Source organism: Ralstonia sp. A12, assembly GCF_000801955.1.
In the GTDB taxonomy this organism is placed as follows: Bacteria; Pseudomonadota; Gammaproteobacteria; order Burkholderiales; family Burkholderiaceae; genus Ralstonia.
Window position 1 is genome coordinate 306,504 of sequence record NZ_JSZO01000014.1, and the last position, 22,707, is coordinate 329,210.

Here is a 22,707-nt window from a genome sequence, read left to right on the forward strand (position 1 = left end):
AAACGCGGTGTTGCGTTCCTGTAGCAGAAAACAAAAACGCCGGCACAAGGCCGGCGTCTGGCTGCGAGGCGGGAGATGCGTCAGCGGCTCGCGTACGGATCGGCAAAACCCAGATCGCCGAGGATCTCGGTTTCGATGCCTTCCATCTCTTCGGCATCGGCCGGGTCTTCGTGGTCGTAACCCTGTGCGTGCAGCGCGCCGTGCACGATCAGGTGCGCGTAGTGCGCGAGCAGCGGCTTGCCTTGTTCCTTGGCTTCCTTCTCTACCACCGGGCAGCACAGCACGATGTCGGCGGCCACCGGGTCTTCATCGCTTTCTGCGTACGAGAACGTCAGCACGTTGGTGGCGTAATCCTTCTCGCGGTACGTGCGGTTGAGCGTGCGGCCTTCTTCTTCGCCGACAAAGCGCACGTTGAGTTGCGCATCGGCAAACAGCGCCGGGGCAATCCACGCTTCGATGTCCTTCTCTCTCGGCAGTGCCTTGCGTGCGGCCGCCTTTAGCTCATCACCGTGCTGCACGGTGAGGTCGAGCGTGAGCATCTCTGCGTCGTCGAAGGCCTCGCCACCGTTGTTCCAGAACGGGTCGTCCAGGTCTTCGGTTCGCTCGGTTTGTACCGGCTCGGCCTCGATGCGCAACGTGACGCTGTCGTGGTGCTCGGGGCGCAGCGACAGCATGGCGTTCGTGTTGGTGTCGGAATGTTCGGCAACCAGGGTGATGGCGCCATCGGCAGTGTCGGGCACGCTGATGATCAGGCTGCGGCCGTCGGCAAAGGCGATGCGCAGGGCGCTGGCGTCCACCGTCTTCGGCTTGCCCTTGGCGTCGAATACGTCGACACGCGGACCGAGCGTTTCGGGAGCGGCGGTTTGGGTCTTCTTGGTCTTGGTTTTGTCTTTAGCCACGTTCAGGCGTCCTTATGCTGGGCATGGAATTCGTCATAGGCCTCGACGATGCGGGCGACCAGCGGGTGCCGCACCACGTCGATGCTGGAAAAGCGCGTCATCGACACGCCGCGCACGTCGCGCAACACATGCTGCGCTTCAATCAGGCCGCTCTTCTGGCCGCGCGGCAGGTCGATCTGCGTGGTGTCACCAGTAATCACCGCCTTGGAGCCGAAGCCGATCCGCGTGAGGAACATCTTCATCTGTTCCGGCGTGGTGTTCTGGGCTTCGTCCAGGATGATGAAGGCGTGGTTGAGCGTGCGCCCGCGCATGTAGGCAAGCGGCGCAATCTCGATCATCTGGCGCTCGAACATCTTCTGCGTCTTGTCAAAGCCGAGCAGGTCGTACAGCGCATCGTAGAGCGGGCGCAGGTACGGGTCGACTTTCTGCGCGAGGTCACCGGGCAGGAAGCCCAGGCGCTCGCCGGCTTCCACGGCTGGGCGCGTCAGCACGATGCGCTTGACGGCGTCGCGCTCGAGCGCGTCCACCGCGCAGGCGACGGCCAGATACGTCTTGCCGGTACCGGCCGGGCCAATGCCGAACGACAGGTCGTGCGAGAGAATGCTGCGCAGGTATTCGCGCTGCATCGGCGTGCGGCCGTGCAGGTCGGTGCGCCGCGTGTGCAGCACTGGCGACAGGTCGTTACCGTCCGGCACGTCAAGGCCCTTGTGGTCGGCTTCGGGCACGTAGGCACCATGCGCGGCCACCTGCCGGGTTTCCACCAGACCAAGCTGGATATCGTCCACCGACAGCGGATCGCGTGCGCTGTTGTAGAACGTCTCCAGCGCGTTGGCCGCGCCCTGCGCGTTGGCGCCGCGCACGGTGAACTTGGCGCCGCGCCGGTTGATGGTTACGTCCAGCGCCTGTTCGATCTGGCGCAGGTTTTCATCCAGCGGCCCGCACAGGTTCTGCAGGCGCGTGTTGTCGTTCTTGGGCGCTGTGAATTCAGCGGTGGTGGGTTTCATCAAATCTATGCGGGTTGATGATCAGTGGGCCGTGCCGACGACGTGCTGTTCCGTGCGCTGGTCCGTCACCTCACCACGCAGCGAGTGCGGGAAGGCGTGCACGATGCGCACATCTAGCATCTGGCCGATCAGTTGGTCACGGCGCGCCTGCGGCAGATCGGGCAGGGCGAAGTTGACCACGCGGTTGTTCTCGGTGCGGCCATGCAGCTCGGTCGGGTCCTTGCGCGACGGGCCTTCCACGAGGATGCGCTGCACGCTGCCGACCATGCCCTGGCTGATACGCGCGACGTTCTCTTCGATGGTCGCCTGCAAATGTTTCAGGCGTTCGAGCTTGACGGCCTGCGGCGTATCGTCGTGCAGGTTGGCGGCCGGCGTGCCGGGGCGCGGGCTGTAGATGAAGCTGAACGAGGTGTCGTAGCCGATCTCGTGAATCAGGTCCATCGTCTTGGCGAAGTCCGCATCGGTCTCGCCCGGGAAGCCGACGATGAAGTCCGTCGCCACCGAGATGTTCGGCCGGATCGCGCGCAGCTTGCGGATGATGCTCTTGTATTCGAGCACCGTGTAGCCGCGCTTCATCGCCATCAGGATGCGGTCGGAGCCGTGCTGCACGGGCAGGTGCATGTGGTCGACCAGCTTCGGGTTGGTGGCGTAGGCGTCGATCAGGCGCTGCGTGAATTCCTTCGGGTGGCTGGTCGTGTAGCGGATGCGCTCGATGCCCGGAATCTCGGCCACGTATTCGAGCAGCAGGGCGAAGTCTGCGCGCTCGCTGGTGTCGCCCATCTTGCCAATGTAGGCGTTGACGTTCTGGCCCAGCAGCGTGACTTCGCGCACGCCCTGTGCGGCCAGGCCGGCCACCTCGGCCAGCACGTCGTCGAACGGGCGCGAGACTTCTTCGCCGCGCGTGTAGGGCACCACGCAGTAGCTGCAATATTTCGAGCAGCCTTCCATGATCGACACGAACGCCGATGCGCCTTCCACGCGCGCGGGCGGCAGGTGGTCGAACTTCTCGATCTCGGGGAAGGACACATCCACTTGCGAGCGGCCCGTGCGGCGGCGGGCGGCGATCAGATCCGGCAGGCGGTGCAGCGTCTGCGGGCCGAAGACGACGTCCACGTACGGCGCGCGCGCCACGATGGAGGCGCCTTCCTGGCTCGCCACGCAGCCGCCTACGCCAACGACGAGGTCCGGCTTGAGTGCCTTGAGCGCCTTGACGCGGCCGAGCTCGGAGAACACCTTCTCCTGCGCCTTCTCGCGCACGGAGCACGTGTTGAAGAGGATCACGTCCGCATCTTCGGGCGTGTCGGTGGGGACGAGACCTTCAGCCGCGTTGAGCACGTCGGACATCTTGTCCGAGTCGTACTCGTTCATCTGGCAGCCGTAGGTTTTGATGAAGACTTTTTTCATGTGCCGTTCACAGTGGTTGACCTGGGGGCACGTGTTTCGTGGGGCGTTCTGGCGTCTGGCGCTACTGAGACTGGGCCTGCGCCTGGGCGGCGACCGCGGCCTTGTAGTCGTCGTCGCTGATAACCCAGGCCGTCAGCAACTGCTGATACAGGTCGAGCTGATAGCGCACCTTGAACGTCTGGCCGGTCACTGCACTGGGCTGCGCCAGCAGCCCATTCAGCAACAGGATCCGCACGCCCGGGGCGAAGCGGATATCGGCCTTGGTGGTGCCGAAGCCGAGCAGCAGGATGTTCACCAAGCCCGTGCTGCCGGTGGTCAGCGTGCCGGTATTGGCCGAGTTGACGGTCAATTGGGCAGCCGGGGCCGCCGCCGGAATGTTGCGCAGAACTTGCGCATGGGCGGACAGCAGCGGCGCCGATACTGCAGCGGCAGCAGCAAAGGCTAGGGCGAGGACTTGGCGTCGGGTGCGCATGGCGTCGTCAGGAGAAAGCCACCGCCGGGTGAGCGACCCGGCACACGAAACACGAGACAACCCAATATTGTAGCGTTCCGGGGCGAACTCTTATAGCGCGTCGGCAATCTTTGCGGCCAGCGCCACACCGCTGAGGAAGGCGGCTTCCACGCGCGGGCCTTCGCACCAGTCGCCGCAAGCGCCCAGGCGGGTGGCGGCATCCCAGTGGCAGGGCAGGCCGGCGGACTGCTCCACCAGCGCGTGCGGCCACAGGTGCGCGGCCATCAGATCAGGCTCGGGCGTGCCCGGGAAGGCTTCGGCAAAGCGGGCGTGCATGGCATGCAGTGCCTGCTCGGGGGTGTCCTTGGCGTGCGCTGCCGACCAGCTCGGCGACGCATGCACCACCCAGGATTCATCGACCATCACGCGGCCTGGCTTGGTGTTGTCGCGTGCGGCCCAGGCGAGCATGTCGTCGTCAATGCGGATGCCGTCGAAGGGCAGGTCCAGCGATTGCGCAAAGCCCATCATCAGTGCCCAGCAGGGGGCGTAGCGCACCGGGGCGATGGTTTCCTGTAGTGAAGCGGGCGCCGCGCTGCCAAACAGCGCCGGCAGCTCGGGCGCGGGCAGGGCCAGGGCGATGATGTCGGCGTGGGCGGTGTCCGCGCCGTGGCGTTCGATCGTCCAGCGCCGGCCCTCGTGCGCCACGCGGGTGACGGCGTGGCCGAAGCGCACATCCAGCGGCGTGGCCAGGCTGCGCACCAGCGCGCCCATGCCGGGCAGGCCGACGTAGCGGGCTTCATCACGTGAATCCGCTTGCAGGGCGTCTGCCGTGCGGTGGCCCCAGCGTGCCGGCCATGGCATCACCGAACCCTGCCGGCGGGCGGCGTCCACCGCGCGGCGGAAGGCCTCGCTGCGTACGTTGAATGACTGCGCGCCGTGGTCAAAGGCGTAGGCCGGTGCGCCCTCGGGCAGCACCGTGGTGGCCAGCCGGCCGCCGACGCCGCCAGCGCGTTCATAGACGGTGGCGGCAATGCCCTCTGCGGCAAGCGCGTTGGCACAGGCAACACCGGCAATGCCGGCTCCGACGATGGCGATGGAAGGCTGGGTCATGGATAGCGTGGCGGGCTGGGCGGAATCGGAAAACGGTCGCAAAACCCCGCCATCATATCGGGTCGCACCGCAATGAAAAACGCCACCCGAAGGTGGCGTTTGCGATAGGGCAACCCAGCGGCTTAGAACTTGTAGCCAACCGCCAGCCCAAACACGAGCGGGTCGACCTTGATGTCGGTCTTGTTGACCGCCAGCACCTGGCCTTGTGCGCTGCGGATCGTGATGGTGGACGTGGTCTTCAGCGGCAGGTACGACACCGTGCCGATGGCGGTCCAGTTCTTGGCGAACTCATACGACAGGCCCACGTTGGCCACCGGCGTCCAGGAGCTCGACGTTTCCGCCGTCACCTTGGCCGTGCCGCTCGGCACCTGGCCCATGCCGAGTTGCAGCACCTGACCGAGGTTCTGCAGCGCGTTCACGAAGTTCGGGTTCAGCTTCAGGTTGGTGAAGAAGTTGTAGCTGACACCGGCGCCGACGAACGGACGGAACTTGCTTTCCTTCGTGCCGAAGTAGTACTGGGCGACGATGGCCGGGCTCCATTCACGCACCGTGGCAACGGGGTTGTTCTGTGGCAGGCCCAGGTTGATCAGCGTGAGCGGTCCGATGACCGGCACCGGCGCGATCACGTTGCCGCTGCCGTACAGGTTGAACTTGGGCGGCACGCCGCCAACGAACGTACCGGCGATGTTGTCGGTAAAGAAGTGCGTGAACGTAAGCGACAGCGTGTTGGCGTTACTGACTCGCACGTCAGTTCCGGGCGATTGGTACGTGCCCAGGCCCAGCGCGCTGGTGGTGGTGGTCAGCGGCGTGGCCGAATCCATCGGGCGAATGTAGAACCAACCCAACGCCATGACGTTGCGGCCCCAGACGTAGTCGTCCATGAACCCACTGAACCCGCCACCGCTGCTGGTGCCACTGCCGGTGCTGGCGCTTGCAGCCACGTTGGCCTCTGCGGTGGATTGGGCCTGAGCCAGGGGGGCAGCGAGGGCGCTGACGGCGGCGCAGGCGAGTGCTGCGGCAAAGCGGCGGGTGGTGCGGTTCATGTGGTTGTCTCTCTGGATTGGATTGTTATTTCGCCTGGGTGTGGCGATTTGTGTTTCCGCAGCATAACGCAGCGTTTTCGCTGCGCTCACCGAAGTTTTCCTCTAGCTGGTACGCACGCAACAAGGGGTTTCCCCTAGTCACGTTTCATACTGTCCACCGGTCGGCGGAGCCTTGGCGCACAACGGTCTACGGGTGAAGCTTTAAAACTTGTACTCGGGGTTTTTGGGGTTGAAGGTCTGGTCGTTCCAGGTCTTGCGCGTGACGCTCTCGATGACGATCTTCTCGGTCTGGTTGCCCGACTCGTCCCAGGCCTCTTCGACGCGAACCCAGGGGTTCTTGAAGTCGAAATACAGGCGCACGCGCTTGGCGTAGAACGTGGGCGGGCCACTGGGGGCATCCCAGGTCAGGCGCAGCATGCGTTCACCGTTTTCGGTCACCATCTTGGCTTCATTGAACTTGCCGCTGCCGCCGGAGGCCACGTGGGCGCGTCCGTCGCGTTCCACCGTGTCGACGATGAACTGCAGCCCCAGTTCACGTGCAGTGTGGTTCGACTGCGATTTGGCCAGCGACCCGTCCAGCGCGCTCCAGATGGAGGCAAAGCCGAACAGGCCGCCCAGGTGGCCGTACATCTCGTCTTTGCGGACGGTCTCGTCGTAGATGATTTCCTGGCCGGCATGCGCGCCGCCCTTGAGCCAGCGTGCGTACACCTGGCGCGGTGCGTTGCGGTAGCGGATGAGCATGAGGGCTGGCTGGCTCTGCCACTGGTCTTTCACGCGTTCCTGGCGGCGCATGCGGTATTCGTACTCGGGCAGCTTGGCGACCTCGGTGCGCAGCCAGCGCAGCAGCGTCTCGGGCTTCATCGCCTGGGCCATGGCGAGGATGTTGTCGTCGGACCAGTCGGCAAAGGCGTTGGCGTGGACCTGGCCGCTGAGCCAGGCCGTCTGCCTGGCAACGTCCATTGCGGCAAAGCCACTGATGGCGGCGGACTGCGACGCCGGTGCCGCGGTGGCGGCGGGCACAGCGGCGGCGGCAGGTGCGGAAGCCTCGGGCGCCTGGGCCCAGGCGGCGGCTGTCCAGACCACCGCGGTCGCCAGGGCAAGGGTGCGCAGTTGCATGCGGGGCTTCTCCTTCGTTGCGATCGTGGTGGTGGTCATTGCTGGGCCTGGGCGCGGGCACGCTTGATGTCGGGGTCGGCATCGCGCAGTTCGCGGCGCAGGATCTTGCCGACGGTCGACTTGGGCAGCTCTTCGTCGCGGAACTCGACAATGCGCGGCATCTTGTAGCCGGTCAGGTGCGCGCGGCAGTGTTCGAGCAACGCGGGCTCCGTCAGCGCGCCGGTGCGACGCACCACGATGATCTTCACGCGCTCGCCCGCCACGGGGTCGGGCACGCCGATGGCGGCGACTTCCAGCACCTCAGGGTGCAGCGCGACGGCGTCTTCGATCTCGTTGGGGTACACGTTGAAGCCCGAGACCAGGATCATGTCCTTCTTGCGGTCGATCAGGCGGATGTAGCCGTTGGTGTCCATCACGCCGATGTCCCCCGTGGAGAACCAGCCGTCGGCGTCGATGCTCTTGGCGGTCTCATCAGGGCGCTGCCAGTAGCCACGCATGACCTGCGGCCCGCGCACCTGCAATTCACCGGGTTCGCCCAGCGGGGCGATGGTGCCGTCGTCGGCTTTGAAGCGCACCTCGGTGGACGGCGCCGGCAGGCCGATGGTGCCGCTGAACTCGGTCACCTGCGGTGGGTTCATCGACACCACGGGCGAGCATTCCGTCAGCCCGTAGCCTTCAACGATGGTGTGGCCCGTCACCTGCTTCCAGCGCTGCGCGATGGCGCGCTGCACCGCCATGCCACCGCCGATGGTGATCTTCATGGCCGAGAAATCGCGCTTGGCAAACTCCGGGTCTTCCAGCAGCGAGTTGAACAGTGTGTTGACGCCGGCAATGCCCGAGAAGCGTTCATTGCGCAGGATGAACAGCACGCGCTTGGTATCGCGCGGATTGGCGATCAGGATGTTGCGCCCGCCCATGGTCATGAACATCAGCAGGTTCACCGTGAGCGAGAAGATGTGATACAGCGGCAGCAGCGTGACGTTGGTCTCCGCATCGTCCGAGAGCATGCCCTTGGACCACACTTCTGCCTGCAGCAGGTTGGCGATGATGTTGCGGTGGGTGAGCATCGCACCCTTGGCTACGCCTGTGGTGCCGCCGGTGTACTGCAGGAAGGCGATGTCTTCCGGCGCCAGTGACACGGCTTGCGGCGCACGTGCACGCCCGATGGACAGCGCATCGCGCAGCCAGATAGGCGAGGGCAGCTTGTATGCCGGCACTTGCTTCTGTACGTTGCGCATCACGAAGTTCAGCGCACGGCCCTTGAGGTTGAGCGCGCCGCCCATCAGGTCGCCAATGCCGGTGAGGACGATGTTGCGCACCTGGCTGCCGGGCAGCGCCTGCTCCAGCGTGCGCGCGAAGTTCTCCAGCACGACGATGGTCTGCGCGCCGGAATCGCGCAATTGGTGCGCCAGCTCGGGCACCGTGTACAGCGGGTTCACGTTGACGACGATGGCACCGGCCAGCAGCGTGCCGAACAGGCACACCGGGTACTGCAGGCTGTTGGGCAGCATGATGGCGACGCGGTCGCCTTTCTTCACGCCGCGCGATTGCAGCCACGCCGCAAACTGTCTGGCCTTGCGCTCGCACTCGTCGTACGTCATTTCCGTGCCGACGCTCACATAGGCGACGCGGGTGCGGTACTTCTCCACCGATTCGCGAAACACCTCGGCCAGCGAGTGGTAGCGGTCGGGGTCGATGTCGGCGGGCACGCCTTCGGGGTACGACTTCAGCCAGATGCGGTCGCTCTGATCGGTCAGGCTCGGGTTTCGACTTGTCGGTTCGGCAACGGTGTTCATGGTGTCTCCGTCCATGAAAATGCGGCGAGGTGTTGTTATGTGCCGCGCGGGTTGGTGAATCGGGCCGTTCCCGTTTTGGCCCGAGTGGTTCAATGCGACATCGTTTCGGGGCGCTCCAGAATGGCGACCACGCCTTGCCCGCCGGCCGCGCAGATCGACACCAGCCCGCGCCCGCTGCCGCGCTGCGCCAGCATCTTGGCGAGCGTGGCGACGATGCGCCCACCCGTGGCGGCAAACGGGTGGCCCGTGCCCAGCGAGCTGCCATTCACGTTGAGCTTGCTGCGGTCGATGCTGCCCATCGGGGCGCTGCGGCCGAGCTTCTCGCGGCAGTACTCGGGCGATTCCCACGCCGCCAGCGTGCACAGCACCTGGGCGGCAAAGGCTTCGTGGATCTCGTAGTAGTCGAAGTCCTGCAGCGTGAGGCCCGCGCGCTGCAGCATGCGCGACACGGCATAGGCCGGCGCCATCAGCAGCCCTTCGTTCTGCTCGGGCGTGCCACTGAAGAAATCGACGGCAGCCGTATCCGCACAGGTCATGTAGGCGAGCACGGGCAGGTTGTGCGTGCGTGCCCAGTCTTCGCTCGCAAGCAGCACGCACGATGCGCCGTCGGTGAGCGGAGTGGAGTTGCCGGCGGTCATGGTGCCGCTGGCGCTGCGGTCGAACACCGGCTGCAGCTTGGCGAGCTGATCGGCGGTGAGGTTGCTGCGCAGGTTGTTGTCGCGATCCAGCCCGAGGTGGGCGGTCATCAGATCGGTGAAGAAGCCGCGCTCGTAGGCGGCGGTGAGGTTGTGGTGGCTGCGCAGGGCGAGTGCATCCTGATCTTCGCGGCGGATGCCCCAGCGCTTGGCCATCAGCTCGCAGTGTTCGCCCATCGACAGGCCGGTGCGCGGCTCGCTGTTGCGCGGCAGGAGTGGTCGCACGAACATCGACGGGCGCAGCCCCGCCAGCGCCTGAATGCGCGCGCCGGTGGACTTGGCGCGGTTGGCTTCCAACAGGATCTTGCGCATCTTCTCGTTCAAGCCGACCGGCGCGTCGGAGGTGGTGTCCGTGCCGCCGGCAATGCCCACGTCAATCTGCCCCAGCGCGATCTTGTTGGCGACCAGAATGGCCGCCTCCAGCCCTGTGCCGCACGCCTGCTGCACGTCGTACGCGGGGGTTTGCTTGGCGAGTGTGGTGGAGAGCACTGACTCGCGCGTCAGGTTGAAATCGCGCGCGTGCTTGATGACGGCACCGGCTACCACTTCGTCCAGGCGCTGACCGTGCAGGTTGAAACGGTCGATCAGGCCCTGCAGCGCGGCAATCAGCATCTGCTGGTTCGACGCGGTGGCGTAGGCCGTGTTCGAGCGGGCGAACGGAATGCGATTCCCCCCGAGAATGGCGACGCGGCGCACCTGTGCGCTTCCGTGTGCATTAACGAGCATGGATTCAGTCTCCCGTGTTGTCTTGTTGTTTTTGCGGCAGCGTCAGCACGCCGCGCAGATAGGGTTTGTCGCCGGCCGCATTTCGGACCTCGAAAGGTACTTCGAAGGGGCAGTCCGGCGCGGCGTCTTCGGCTTGCCAGAGCGTGGCCGCACCTGGTAGCGACAACGGTGTCTTGAACTCGGCCACCACCTCGCCTTCTGCAAGCGGTGCAGCCGGCAGCAATGCCGCCAGCGCGCGCGCCTTGGTCCACATGCCGTGGGCGATGGGGTGGGCGAAGCCGAACAGCTTCGCGCCAAGGTTGGATACGTGGATGGGGTTCCAGTCGCCCGAGACGCGGGCGTAGCGGCGGCCGGTGTCGGCGGGCGCATCCCAATGGCCGTCGGGCGACAAGTCCGGTGTTGCCGGCAGCACGATCAGCGGCGCGCCTTGCGGAGACGGCACACCCACGCGCAGGTAGGTCGAGAGCGATTCCCACACCACTGCGCCAGCCCGAATGATGGCTGTCTCGATGGCAAACGCCTGCCCCCGCGCATGCTGGAACAGCCGGCGCGGGCGGACTTCCACGCGTACGCGTTCTCCGGCGGCCAGCGGCTGATGCTGGCGGATCGTGTTGCACAGGTGCACCAGCCCGATCACCGGATACGGAAACGCGCGTTCCGTCATCAGCATGAGTTGCAGCGGAAAGCCCAGCAGGTGCGGATACGTCATCGGCACGCCGTGCGCGGGCGAGAAGCCACAGATGGCGGCGTAGTGCGCGATGTGTTCCGCATCCAGTGGCACTTCCTGCCGCACAAGCGTATGGCGCGGCAGCGGACCGCCGCGCTTGCCCTTGCGTTGCGACAGCAGCGCACGCCACGCCAACGCCCTGGGTGACGGCGGCGTCGTCACCAGCGTTTGCGTGGCAAAGAGCGGCGTGACGGTCGCGCGGGCGCGGGTGGCTGCGGTACGCATACTCGTTCTACGCCCCGAGCAGGCTCTGGCCGCACACGCGCACCACGTTGCCCGTCACACCGTTGGACGCCGGGCACGCAAACCACGCGATCGCCTCGGCCACGTCAACTGGCAGGCCGCCCTGGCTCATCGCATTCATGCGGCGGCCCGCCTCGCGGATGGCGAAGGGCACGGCCGCCGTCATTTGCGTCTCGATAAAGCCGGGGGCGACGGCGTTGATGGTGATGCCGCGCTCCGCCAACAGCGGCGCACTGGCTTGCACCAGCCCGATCACGCCCGCCTTGGACGTCGCATAGTTGGTCTGCCCCAGGTTGCCCGCAATGCCGCTGATGGACGACACGCAGACGATGGCCCCACCCGCATGCAGCGCGTTGGCGGCGAGCAGCGCATCGTTGATGCGCAACTGCGCGGTGAGGTTGATGTTGAGCACGCTGCGCCACGCCGGCTCGGTCATGCGGGCGATGGTCTTGTCGCGCGTGATGCCGGCGTTGTGCACGAGGATGTCAATGCCGCCGGCGGCTGCCAGTTGCTGCGCAAGCAGCGCGGGTGTTTCCGGCGCAGCGATGTCGTAGGCCAATGCTTCACCGCCGATCTCCTGTGCCACGGCGTTCAACCCTTCCTGCGCCGCGGGCACGTCGAGACACAGCACACGCGCACCATCACGCGCCAGCACGTGCGCAATCGCCGCGCCAATGCCGCGCGAGGCACCCGTCACCAACGCGGTACGCCCCGCCAGCGGCTTCTGCCAATCCACGGAGACGGGCGTTGCCGCCCGAACACGCACCACCTGCCCCGACACATACGCCGAGCGCGCCGACAGCAGAAAGCGCAGCGTCGATGCCGCCACGTTCTCTGCCCCCTCGGCCACGTAGACGAGCTGCGCCGTGCAGCCGCGCCGGATCTCCTTGCCGAGCGAGCGCGTGAGCCCCTCCAGCGCACGTTGGGCAATGGCCGCCTGCGGCGTCCTGCAGTCTTCCGGCGGGCGGCCGATCACCACCACGCGCCCGCAGCGGCCGACGGCGCGCACGCCATCGTGGAACACGTGATACAGCGCGTCGAGGTCTTCCGTTGTTTGCATGCCGGTGGCATCGAAGACGATGCCGCCAATGCGGTCGAACGCGTCGCCGTCCTTGCCCGTGGGTGCCACAAAGCGCCCGGTGATCTGCCCATGCCGGTTGGCCGCGCCGAGCCATTCGGGGTCGCTTTCATGAAAGTGCGTGGGAGCGCCGATTTCAGCAAACAACGCGGCGAGCGTTTCGCGCATCGCGCCGCCCGGTGCGGCGCCCACCAGAAACGGGCCGACAAACTCCGGCGCCCCTTCCTGATACCGGCGCAGCGGCACCGGCTGCGGCAGGCCGAGGTTGGCCGACAGCCATTTGCCGAAACCGGAACCGACGAAATCGAGGTACTTGTCTTGCATCGTTGTTGTTGTCTTGTTTTATGTCACGCCGTCAGGCCGCGCGGCGTTCAGCAGCTTGCAATGCGTCGAGCGCATCTTTGCGGCGCTGCAGATCGGCCAGCAGGTTGAAGTCGGGCGGGAAGTCGTCCACGGCGACGGCATGTTCGCCGTAGCGCGCGTAGTCGCACAGTTGCTTGCGTTCGGCCTCGTCGATGAGGCCTTGTGCTACGGCTTGCGCGGTCCAGGCTTCGAAGTCGGGCAGGCTTTGCGGCACGGGCGGCAGCTTGCCTTCCCGGATGACGGGTTTCAAGCGCTGCTCGATGGCATCCACCGCCGGTTGCAGGCGGAAGGCGAATTCACCGTAGGCGATCGGGTCGATGTCAGGCGTGGGGCAGTACGAATCGGCCAGCAGGCGGTCGCGCGCGGCGCCCGGTGTCTGCATCAGCTCGGCTACCTGTGCGGCCAGCGCATCCGACGGTTTGCGATAGGGCGAACCGAATGGGAAGATCAGTGCGCGCAGCAACCCAGCCACGCCCCGGTTCGGGAAGTTCGCCAGCACGCCGTCGAGCGCGTCGTGCGCGCGCACCAGTGCATCCTGCACCGACCAGTGCACCAGCGACGCATCTTCAGCCGGGCGGCCTTCGTCTTCAAAGCGCTTGAGCGCAGACGAGATCAGGTACATCTGCGAGAGGATGTCGCCCAGGCGCCCGGTTATGCTTTCGCGGCGCTTGAGCGTGCCGCCCAGCGTGAACATCGACACATCGGACAGCAGCGCCAGGGCGGTCGAGAATCGGTTGACGGCCTGGTAGTAGCGCTGCATCTCGGGCGCGGCATGGCTCGGTGCTGGCGCCACGCGCCCGCCCGAGAGCGCATGCAGGAACGCACGCACGAAGTTGCCTGCGATGAACGCGCCGTGCCCGAACAGCGCCGCATCGAATGCGCGCAGCGTCTCGGGTGAATCGGTGCCCTGTGCAGCCGTCATCTCGCGCAGCACATACGGATGGCAGCGGATCACGCCCTGCCCGAAGATGATCAGGCAGCGCGTCATGATGTTCGCGCCTTCCACCGTAATGGCGATCGGCACCTGCTGGTACGCACGCGCCAGGAAGTTGTTCGGCCCCATGCAGATGCCCTTGCCGCCGACGATGTCCATCGCGTCGTTGACCACATCACGCGCGCGTTCGGTGACGTGGTACTTGGCAATGGCGGAGATGACCGAGGGCTTCTCGCCCAAGTCCACGGCCAGCGCGGACAAACGCCGCGCCGCATCCATCATGTACAGGTTGCCGCCCATGCGGCCGAGCGCTTCCTGAATGCCCTCGAACTTGCCGATGGGCGTGCGGAACTGACGGCGCACGGCGGCATACGCGCCGGTACTGCGCACAGCGATCTTGGACAGCCCCACATTGGACGACGGCAGCGAAATCGCGCGGCCCGCCGCCAGACATTCCATCAGCATGCGCCAGCCACGGCCGACCTGCGCCTGCCCGCCGATCACCCAGTCGATCGGGATGAACACATCCTTGCCCGAGTTCGGGCCGTTCTGGAATACCGCGTTCAGCGGCCAGTGGCGGCGGCCGATGTTCACGCCAGGATGCTTGGTCGGGATCAGCGCGCAGGTGATACCGGGTTCTTTGTCGCCACCAAGCAGCCCATCCGGATCAGTCGCGCGGAAGGCCAGCCCCAGCACGGTAGCGATGGGGCCGAGTGTGATGTAGCGCTTGCTCCAGGTCACGCGGAAGCCCAGCGTTTCGCGGCCCTCGTGCATGCCGCGGCAGACCACGCCCACGTCGGGAATGGCGGCGGCGTCCGACCCCGCATACGCGTTGGTCAGCGCAAAGCAGGGGATTTCTTCACCGCGTGCGAGGCGCGGCAGGTAGTGGTTCTTCTGGGCGTCGGTGCCGTAGTGCAGCAGCAGTTCAGCGGGGCCGAGCGAGTTGGGCACCATCACTGATACGGCTGCCGCCGAGCAACGCGTCGACAGCTTCATGATGACCTGCGAGTGTACGTAGGCCGAGAAGCCTTTGCCGCCGTATTCCTTCGGGATGATCATGCCGAGGAAGCCCGCCTGCTTGGCATAGGCCCACGCCTCAGGCGACATGTCCTGCCAGATCTGCGTGGTCTCCCAGTCGTTGGCGAGGTCGCAGAGCCTCTCGGTTTCCACGTCGAGAAACGCTTGCTCTTCCGGCGACAGACGCGGCGGCGGTGAGGAGAGCAGGCGCTTCCAGTCCGGGCGGCCAGAGAATAGTTCGGCATCCCACCAGACGGTGCCGGCTTCGATGGCGTCGCGTTCCGTTGGCGACATCTCCGGCATGATCTTGCGGAACATCGTCAGCACGCGGCGTGTGATCAGCGCGCGGCGAAGCGGCCCCGCCGCGAGCACCAGCGCAGGCAACACGAACACGATGGCGAGTACCGTGGTCATCACCGGGCCGATCAGGCCAAGCCACGCGCCGGCCACCAGCCACACTGCGGTGGCGACCAGCCAAGCGAATGCCGAGGCTTCCATGCTGGCGAGCCCGAGCACGCCGATGCAGAGCAGGACGATCCAGATCGTCGTCATGAGGGTCTCCATTCGATGCGTTCAAGTGCCGGATGTCTTAGACATGCGGCAGCACCTGCCAAATGCCCGAGCGACTCCCGTGCCTGCACACGGGAGAACCGCACTGCGCCTGGGTTGTCAGGCGGTGGGGCTGCGCCAGGGGCGCATGGGGTTGGCCGGGAAGATCGCGCGCGCGGCATTGCTGCGGCGGATGGCCAGCGCGCGCGCGCGCGCAGTGGGCGGGGCGCCGCCGTCCTCGTGGTCGTCGCCGTCGTCGAGGGTGCTGTCGTGCGCATCCTCGTGTTCGTCGGCGTCTTCGGCGGCATCTTCGGCGGCACTGGCGCGTGCACCGGGTGTGCGGCCGAACAGGTCACCGGCAAAGGGTGATGCGGTGGCGGGAGTCGTGGTGCGTTCGGGGGCACGGCCGTTGCTGTTGGTGCTCCCGTGGCCATGGCGGCCAGAGCCGTTGTGGCCGTTGCCACTGTCGCTGCCGCTGCCGTTGGGAGCGTCGTCGGCCTGTGCCACGGGTGTAGGCGCCTGGGCTTCGGCCAGTTCGACCACCTGATCGAGCGCGCCAGCCTCGCCGGGCAGCGGGGCATTGAGCGTGGCCACCACCAGCGCAGTCAGGCGCGCCAGCAGCGAGGCATCGTTCATCGGCTTGCCCTGCGTGAACATCGGCAGCAGGTTGTTGAGGTCATCCCCGGCAAGCACGCCGGCGAGTGCCTTGAGCGAGAAGTGCAGGCGCCAGCCGAGTTCAGCGCGCGGAACGTGCGGCAGCGCGCACGAGAACGCTTCGAAGAATCGACCGAACACTGGTGCGTAATGCCCGAGCAGATAGTTCTGCACGAACGGCGAAGTGTCGGAATACACGCGGCCCATCAGGCGGAGGAAAGCGGGGCCGCCGGTATCAGGGTTGCGCGCCATCTGCAGCGCCGGCACGAACAGCGCGCCGAGCACGTGGTCACAGGTGAGCTGCTCCTTGGTCCAGCGTTCTTCGCACGCGGTCAGCAGCGCCAAACGGCGCGTGTTGAGCGGGTCGAGCCGACGGCCAAGCACGGACTGCATCAGCGCTTCCTTGCTGCCGAAGTGATAGTTGACCGCAGCCAAGTTGACCTTCGCGCGCGCAGTGATCTGCCGCAGCGACATCGCCTCGTAGCCGAACTCGATGAACAGCAGTTCGGTGGCTTCCAGAATGCGGCCCTTGGTGTCTCCTGCTCCAGGACGTCCCATGTCTCCTACCTCGTTTTTTTGGGTCTGATATCGGGTCGATTGCTGCGGTGCAGCGCTCTAACATCCGATTCAAACGTGTGTATGGGGTTGCCCGGGCATGTTAGGAACAGACGTTTGAAAACGCAAAGTTCCCAATTCGAGCGGGCACTCTAGACGAGGGAGGATGACCCTGAGAACGTATGAAACGCTTGGGCTGCAAAGTGAGTAGACGCAAACATCCAAATTGCTAAAGGGATGTCTGCGCCTGGGTGGCGGGGTCAGCCGGCGGGCTGATGGGGCGATTGCAGGCCGCCGAAGAATGCGGCGGCGTTTTGCGCGAGGGTAGCGAGGTGATAGCCGCCTTCCTGAACGACCAGCGTCGGCAGCCCGATCGCGCCGATGGCCGCGCCGAGCCGGCCGAAGCCCTCTGTCGACACATCCACCTGCGACTGTGGATCTTCGCGATAGATGTCGAAGCCGAGTGACAGTACCAGCGCATCGGGCTGGAAGCGCTCAAGTGCAGCAAGTGCCTCGCCCAGCTTGTCGAAGAACACCGATTCCGGTGAGCGATGCGGCATCGGCAGGTTGATATTCAGCCCGAGTCCATCGCCCGCACCCTGCTCGTCGTCAAAGCCCGCAACGACGGGGTAGAAGTTGGTCGGGTCGCCGTGGATGGAGACGTAGAGCACGTCCGCGCGGTCGTAGAAAATTTCCTGGATGCCCTGACCGTGGTGCATGTCGGTATCGAGGATGGCGACGCGCTTGTACTTGCTGCGCAGTGCCTGTGCAGCGACCGCAGCGTTGTTCAGGTAGCAGAAGCCACCGGCTGCCTCGCGGCGCGCATGGTGGCCAGGTGGGCGACACAGCGCATAGGCCAGGCGCTCGCCATTGAGGATGGCTTGCGCGCCGGCCGCTGCGCTTTGTGCCGACCAGTAGGCCGATCGCCACGTGTTGGCGCCGACGGGGCAACTGCCGTCTGCCAGATAGCGCGCGGCCTGCGCCAACACGCCGCGCAGCGCATTGGGCTCGCGCACGAAGATGTTGGACATGACCTCGTCGCCCCAGTCTTCGGGCAGGCGATGCCAGTCGGCGTGCGCGTCTTGCAGGAAGCGCAGATAGGGCTCGCCGTGCACTGCCGTGAGCGGCGCGAGGCCGTGGTCTGCAGGCGGTGCGATGGTGAAGCCCAGATCGCGCGCGGCCTGCAGCAGATTGCGCGCGCGATCGGGCACTTCCTGCGGCGTGCGCATCTTGCCGCGCGAGTAGTAGCTCTGCGGATGGTGCAGCAGCTGTTCAGGGTGGAAGAACGTCAGCATGGGTAAAGCGGGTTGGGGGAGATCCGGGGTGGGAACATCAGGCGTTCACGGCATCGCCGGCAGTAGCCCGGCCGCGCCGGCGCGCATCGATGGCGGCGATGCACAGCAGCGAGATACCAGCGAGCAGCGTGTAGAACACCGCCAGCGGCCACCATTCACCATGGAAGCGCTGCGCGAGGATGGTGCCCACCAGCGGCGTGAGCCCGCCTGCCACCGCGCCGCACACCTGATACGACAGCGAGATCGCCGAGTAGCGCACGCGCGTCTCGAACACGCCCGACACAAAGCCCGCGATGACCGAGTAGAAGCTCGCCATGCACACCACGGCCAGCGCAATGCCGAGAACCATCAGCGGTGCCTGGCGCGTCTGCACCAGCAGGAACATCGGATACGGCGAGGCCATCGCCAGCAGCGCCATCAACTTGAGGAAGCGCGCGCCGCCAAGTTTCTCGGCCGCCCATGCCGCCAGCGGCTGCACGAGGAACTGGATGAACGCCACGGCGAAGAGGCAATCGAGAATCAGCGTTTTCGACAGCGACAGATACTGCGTCGTGTACGCGATCATGAAGGTGTTGGTGAAGTACACGCCCGCAATGCCGATGGTGTTGGCGCCGATGCACAGCAGCACCGGAACGCGTGCGGTGCGCCAGACTTCGGCGATCGGCAGCTTGGCCGTCTTGCGCTGTGCCTGCACCTGCGCAAACTCGGGCGACTCGTTCACGCCCGAGCGAATCGCCGCGCCAACCACGAGCAATACCGCGCTGGCGAGGAAGGGCAGGCGCCAGCCCCAATCCATGAATACGTCCTTGTCCATCGACGTGACCAGGCGGAACGCCAGCAACGAAAGGATCAATCCCGCCGGGCTGCCGAGCTGCGCAAACGACGCGAAGAACGTGCGGCGGCCCTTGGGCGCATGTTCGCCCGCCATCAGCACCGCGCCACCCCATTCACCGCCGACCGCGATGCCTTGCACCACCCGCAGCAGCACCAGCAGCACGGGCGCGAGCGCACCAGCGGTGGCATACGTCGGCAGCAGGCCGATGCCGATGGTCGCCAGGCCCATCATCGTGAGCGTGATCATCAGCGCCTTCTTGCGGCCGATGCGGTCGCCTCAGTGGCCGAACACGATGCCGCCCAGCGGCCGCGCGAAGAAGCCCACGGCAAATGTGCCGAACGATGCGAGCGTGCTGAGGAACGGATCGCCGCCGGGGAAGAACAGCGGCCCGAAGACGAGCGCAGCAGCGGTGGCGTAGATGTAGAAGTCGTACCACTCGATCATGGTGCCGACAAAGGCGGCGGTGGCCGCACGCGCAGGCTGACGCCCGCCCGGTTGAGACGGTTGCATGGTGTAGCTCCTCACAGAATATTTTTGTCGCCCGCTGCATCGAGGCAGCGGATGCGTGTTTATTGCCGGTTGACGGGTATTAGTCAAATTCTGAATACTTATCGTTTGTATAAGTTGGACTCATAATCCACGCCATGGACCCGTCTGCTCTCGATCCCGCCCTGGTCAGTGACCGGCTCGACTGGAATCTGCTGCGCACCTTCCTGACCATCGTCCACGAGCGCAGCATCAGCCGCGCGGCGGTGCGGTTGCATATCACGCAGCCAGCCGTGAGCCTGGCGTTGCGGCGGCTGGAGGATCAGCTCGGCCACACGCTCATCGAGCGGCGGGGTTCGCACTTCCGGCTCACGCGTGTCGGCGAGGATGTGCTGCGTATCGCCACCGATGTCTATGGCAACGTCGCGCGGCTGGGCTCAGAACTGGGCGAACCGCAGGACGACGTGAGCGGCGTGCTGCACTTGCTGACGGTCAGCCGCATCCAGTCGGGCGTGTATGACGAATGCCTTGCTGCATTCCATCGGCATCACCCACGCGTGGATCTGCAGGTCGAGGTGATGCGCAGCGCGGATATCCTCGATGCGCTGACGCAGAAGCGCGCGGGTATTGGTTTCAGCCTGTGCCGGACACCCATCGATAAGCTCGAACGGCAGCTGTTTCTGCGCCAGCGCTATGCCGTGTTCTGCGGGCGCCATCACCGGTTGTTCGGGCGCACCGGGCTGTCGATCAGCGACCTGCTCGGCGAGAACTTTGTCTCGTTCATGAGCGACCAGTTGGGGGATGCGCTGTCGCCGTTGGCGGTGTTTCGGGATCAGCAGGGGTTCACCGGTCGCATCATCGCCACATCGCCGAGTCTGGATGAGATCAAACGGTTGGTGTTTGCGGGCTACGGGGTGGGGTGTCTGCCGGAGCACATCGTGGCGGATGACCTGGCGCAGCAACGGTTGTGGCGACTGCCGCCGGAGGAGGGCGTTGCTGACATTGATCTGTATCTGATGTGGCACAAGGAGCGGCGCCTGGCGCCTGCAGAAGAGGCGTTTTTGGCGCACTTTCGGCGGTATATGGCGCGGTATTCGCTGGCAGAACGGTTGGGGGATGTGGTGAATGCGCCGTTGGCGGCGTTGCGGGCGCCGGCGGGGTAGTCAGTCAAGGGCGTCTGACTCAGTGGATGGGGTCTGGCGAAAGGGGCAGAAGATGTGTTCTGTACCTGCGAAGTCCAGATTAGTGTTTCCCGCTTCAGAGAGCCCCGAGCCAAAAAACGGAAGCGTCATCGTTCCACAGGGTGTGGGTACAATCCCGCGTCCGCAGAAATCCCATGCGACCAATCTAACCGCAATGACGGTCGCTGACCCACGAGACATGCACCCGAAATATCGTCCAGACATCGATGGGCTGCGAGCGATTGCCGTCCTCGCTGTTGTCATCTTCCACGCATTTCCATCCACTCTTCCCGGCGGCTTCGTCGGTGTGGATGTTTTCTTTGTAATTTCCGGATACCTCATAACGGACATCCTTCAGGACAGCCTAAAGAATGGCCGGTTTAGTCTCTTGGATTTTTACGCGCGCCGTGTCAAGCGTATTTTTCCGGCCTTGGCAATCGTACTCTGCTTCACCTTCTTCGCTGGTTGGGGAACGCTTTTCGATGACGAGTTCCGAGAACTGGGCAAGCATGTGCTTGCTGGTGCCGGTTTTTTTTCAAACTTGACACTGTGGGATGAGGTTGGTTACTTCGACCGTGCAGCCGAACTAAAACCGCTGCTTCACTTGTGGTCGCTCGGCGTTGAGGAGCAGTTCTATCTGGTATGGCCGCTGCTGTTGGCACTTGCATTCAAATTGGGTAAGCGAATCCGCTTGGTGATTGGCGTATGCGCAATCGTCTCGTTTGCCATCAGTCTCTTGCTTATTCCGCACCATCCATCGGCAGCGTTCTATCTGCCGGTAAGTCGTCTCTGGGAATTGCTGGCGGGAGCAATGCTCACGCAGCTGCCGCTCGCCGCAGATGGCAAATGCCGTGTGTGCAGGCACCTGCTTGCGACGTCAGGTCTCGCGCTATTCGCGTATGCAGTTATCAAGTTGAATCCGCAATCCCGATTCCCTGGGACGTGGGCGTTAGCTCCCGTTGTCGCCACCTGCCTCATCATTGCTTCGGGCAATCTCGGCTGGGTCAATCGACAGATCCTGTCGCGGCCGGTCATGGTGTCTCTCGGCAGGGTTAGTTATCCGTGGTACCTGTGGCATTGGCCGCTTCTATGTTTTGCCACCATCATCGCTGGACAGACACCGCCAGCATCAGTACGCGCTGGGCTTTTGGTGTGCAGTCTCGTACTTGCATACCTCACTTACTACGGTATCGAGAGGCGTTTGCGCTTCGCTCGTGCCATGGGGGCGGTGGTCGCGGTTCCTTTGGCGGCAGTGGTGGTGCTCGGCGTTGGTGGTGGCGTTGCCTTCATTTGCAACGGGGTGATCCCAGGACGGGAGGTAACTCGATCCGCCGATGCCGACTCGGCGTCGCTCGGCGCTGGTAAGGAGCTTGTGCAATCGTCTTGTCTTATCGACAAATCGGTTCAGGCCCTTTTTCCTTTTTGCTATACAGATAAACGGGCACGAGCCAATTTTGCCGTTTGGGGCGATAGCAAGGCGGATGCGCTTTATTGGGGGCTCGTGCGGCAATCTCCAGTTGGACAGAGTTGGACGGTATTGGGTCGCCCCAGTTGCACGCCAATGGTTGGGACCGAGCGCGTTTCGTCCTACAACGAGGACAATCCTGTTGACTGTCAAATGGCCAACCCCCTGGCCATCAAAGCACTTGTGGACGATCCGGCGATTCAACTGGTGGCGATCGTGACCGGTGCACGCATTCTGGTTGGTCCAACATATGCATCTTCGGGTGTTCAGCAATCTAGCACCGCTGCCGCGGTTGCAGGTGTCGACACCGCAATCAAAACTCTGATGAAAGCCGGTAAGCGTGTAGCGCTTGTGGTCGACAATCCGACCCTGCCAGACCCGAAGCGTTGTGTCGATCGCCCCCCCAGTGCATGGAAAATTACACGTGAGTTGTTGGGTACTTCGACTAGCTGTGTTGTTTCATATCAAGAGCATCTTCGTAAAACCAGCGCGTATCAAAATATTGTGCAGACTCTCAAGCAGAGCAATCCTGATCTAATCATCTATGATCCAGCTCACATACTGTGTGACATGGCAACAGGAACTTGCCCGGTATCCGTCCATGGGAAATTTCTATATAGCTATTCCGACCATATATCGGATTATGCAAATGGTCAGATTGCAGATGATCTCATTCGATTTTTAAAAAATTAGATCGATTTCGAATTTAAGCGAGCTCAGGTCAATCGACTTAGGCACTACCGCACCCAACTCGAGTGCCTTGTGTGGGCGCGAGCTCAGATCTGAAGTCGACACTTCAGATCATTGCCGTAGGTGACTGGTCGAGGGGAGGTATGCTTTCCATTGCGGTTACATTTTTTGGGGGCCACCTTCTATGGGAGGTTGATGAGCCGCGGATTGTTCTTCTGCTGAGGCCAGAAGCAGTCGCTGTGATGGGGTGCAGGCCAGCACGTCATCGGCAATTGGTGTGACCGCGCGCGACTTGTGTCGCGGTTGCTCAACATGACGTTTGCAGGGCGTGTCAGCGTAGGCCAATTGCCTAGGGTGAACGCTGCACCAGCAGGGCCTGTCCGAGATTTTG

The 22,707-nt window shown here is 64.4% G+C and carries 16 protein-coding genes and 1 pseudogene; 2 read left to right on the top strand and 15 right to left on the bottom strand.

Annotated features, from left to right (window positions below; translation table 11 throughout):
• Window positions 1-80 precede the first annotated feature (80 nt).
• The 15 genes and pseudogenes from ybeY to PI87_RS18505 all read right to left on the bottom strand — a co-directional run bounded on the left by ybeY (window position 81) and on the right by PI87_RS18505 (window position 19,004).
• Window positions 81-899, bottom strand: coding sequence for an rRNA maturation RNase YbeY (gene ybeY, locus PI87_RS18435; protein ID WP_039599162.1), 819 nt, complete (start codon window positions 897-899; stop codon window positions 81-83).
• Window positions 900-901: 2 nt separating this feature from the next.
• A complete protein-coding gene (locus tag PI87_RS18440) occupies window positions 902-1,903 on the bottom strand; it encodes a PhoH family protein (RefSeq protein WP_039599163.1) in 1,002 nt (333 codons plus the stop codon).
• 21 nt (window positions 1,904-1,924) lie between these two features.
• Complete coding sequence (gene miaB, locus PI87_RS18445; protein WP_039599164.1) at window positions 1,925-3,307, bottom strand: tRNA (N6-isopentenyl adenosine(37)-C2)-methylthiotransferase MiaB; 1,383 nt, start codon at window positions 3,305-3,307, stop codon at window positions 1,925-1,927.
• 61 nt (window positions 3,308-3,368) lie between these two features.
• A complete protein-coding gene (locus PI87_RS18450) occupies window positions 3,369-3,779 on the bottom strand; it encodes a hypothetical protein (protein ID WP_039599165.1) in 411 nt (136 codons plus the stop codon).
• Window positions 3,780-3,869: 90 nt separating this feature from the next.
• On the bottom strand, window positions 3,870-4,868 hold the full coding sequence (locus PI87_RS18455) for an NAD(P)/FAD-dependent oxidoreductase (protein WP_039599166.1): 999 nt from the start codon (window positions 4,866-4,868) through the stop codon (window positions 3,870-3,872).
• A gap of 122 nt (window positions 4,869-4,990) precedes the next feature.
• The gene (locus PI87_RS18460) at window positions 4,991-5,911 is read right to left on the bottom strand and encodes an OmpW/AlkL family protein (protein ID WP_039599167.1); all 921 of its coding nucleotides are present in this window, start codon (window positions 5,909-5,911) and stop codon (window positions 4,991-4,993) included.
• A 201-nt stretch (window positions 5,912-6,112) separates the two neighbouring features.
• Complete coding sequence (locus PI87_RS18465) at window positions 6,113-7,027, bottom strand: DUF1571 domain-containing protein (RefSeq protein ID WP_039599200.1); 915 nt, start codon at window positions 7,025-7,027, stop codon at window positions 6,113-6,115.
• A 35-nt stretch (window positions 7,028-7,062) separates the two neighbouring features.
• Window positions 7,063-8,823, bottom strand: a complete 1,761-nt coding sequence (locus PI87_RS18470; RefSeq protein ID WP_039599168.1) for an AMP-binding protein — start codon at window positions 8,821-8,823, stop codon at window positions 7,063-7,065.
• Between the two features lie 89 nt (window positions 8,824-8,912).
• Window positions 8,913-10,244, bottom strand: coding sequence for an acetyl-CoA C-acetyltransferase (locus PI87_RS18475; protein ID WP_039599169.1), 1,332 nt, complete (start codon window positions 10,242-10,244; stop codon window positions 8,913-8,915).
• 4 nt (window positions 10,245-10,248) lie between these two features.
• Complete coding sequence (locus PI87_RS18480) at window positions 10,249-11,196, bottom strand: MaoC/PaaZ C-terminal domain-containing protein (protein ID WP_039599170.1); 948 nt, start codon at window positions 11,194-11,196, stop codon at window positions 10,249-10,251.
• 7 nt (window positions 11,197-11,203) lie between these two features.
• Window positions 11,204-12,616, bottom strand: a complete 1,413-nt coding sequence (locus PI87_RS18485; RefSeq protein WP_039599171.1) for a 3-oxoacyl-ACP reductase — start codon at window positions 12,614-12,616, stop codon at window positions 11,204-11,206.
• 31 nt (window positions 12,617-12,647) lie between these two features.
• Window positions 12,648-15,158, bottom strand: coding sequence for an acyl-CoA dehydrogenase (locus PI87_RS18490; protein WP_039599172.1), 2,511 nt, complete (start codon window positions 15,156-15,158; stop codon window positions 12,648-12,650).
• Between the two features lie 117 nt (window positions 15,159-15,275).
• Entirely contained in the window at window positions 15,276-16,367 is a 1,092-nt protein-coding gene (locus PI87_RS18495) for a TetR/AcrR family transcriptional regulator (protein ID WP_039599173.1), read from the bottom strand.
• Window positions 16,368-16,624: 257 nt separating this feature from the next.
• Window positions 16,625-17,659 carry a histone deacetylase family protein gene (locus PI87_RS18500; protein WP_039599174.1) on the bottom strand — a complete coding sequence of 345 codons (1,035 nt, stop codon included), beginning with the start codon at window positions 17,657-17,659 and terminating at the stop codon, window positions 16,625-16,627.
• A gap of 37 nt (window positions 17,660-17,696) precedes the next feature.
• Window positions 17,697-19,004, bottom strand: a pseudogene (locus tag PI87_RS18505) (MFS transporter).
• A 134-nt stretch (window positions 19,005-19,138) separates the two neighbouring features.
• On the opposite strand from PI87_RS18505, the gene PI87_RS18510 reads away from it, so the two are divergent.
• Window positions 19,139-20,143, top strand: coding sequence for a LysR family transcriptional regulator (locus PI87_RS18510; protein ID WP_039599175.1), 1,005 nt, complete (start codon window positions 19,139-19,141; stop codon window positions 20,141-20,143).
• A 217-nt stretch (window positions 20,144-20,360) separates the two neighbouring features.
• Window positions 20,361-22,319, top strand: a complete 1,959-nt coding sequence (locus PI87_RS18515; protein WP_232314024.1) for an acyltransferase family protein — start codon at window positions 20,361-20,363, stop codon at window positions 22,317-22,319.
• The last annotated feature ends 388 nt before the right edge of the window (window positions 22,320-22,707 follow it).